The sequence below is a fragment of the Peribacillus sp. SIMBA_075 genome (assembly GCF_046534585.1).
Genome location: NZ_JAWRYN010000574.1, coordinates 1 through 273 on the forward strand (window position 1 = coordinate 1; position 273 = coordinate 273).

A 273-nucleotide genomic window follows, 5' to 3' on the forward strand; every position below is an offset into this window, starting at 1 on the left:
GAGCGCCATCTACCGGCGGCATTCCGGCGTAACTTCCGCATCATCCACACCACCGCGCCGATCCCGCGGGCGGTGGAGATGGTGCGTGCGGACCTGCCGCCGGCGGTCGAGCGGCGCCTGCGCGAGGTGCTGCTGCAGGCCGCCAGCGACCCGCAGGCGGCACCGGCGCTGCACAGTTTCTTCGGTACCTCGGGCTTCTATCAGGTGGATCCGGCGTCGCAGCGTCGGCTGGAAGACCTGCGCGAAGGTCTGCAACGCGTGCGGATGCAGGTC

At 70.3% G+C, this 273-nt stretch carries 1 protein-coding gene; it reads left to right on the forward strand.

The genetic code is table 11. From position 1 onward, the window contains the following. Nucleotides 1–273, forward strand: a 273-nt coding sequence (locus SB775_RS29455; RefSeq protein WP_410864775.1) for a PhnD/SsuA/transferrin family substrate-binding protein, incomplete at both ends; no start/stop codon positions are given.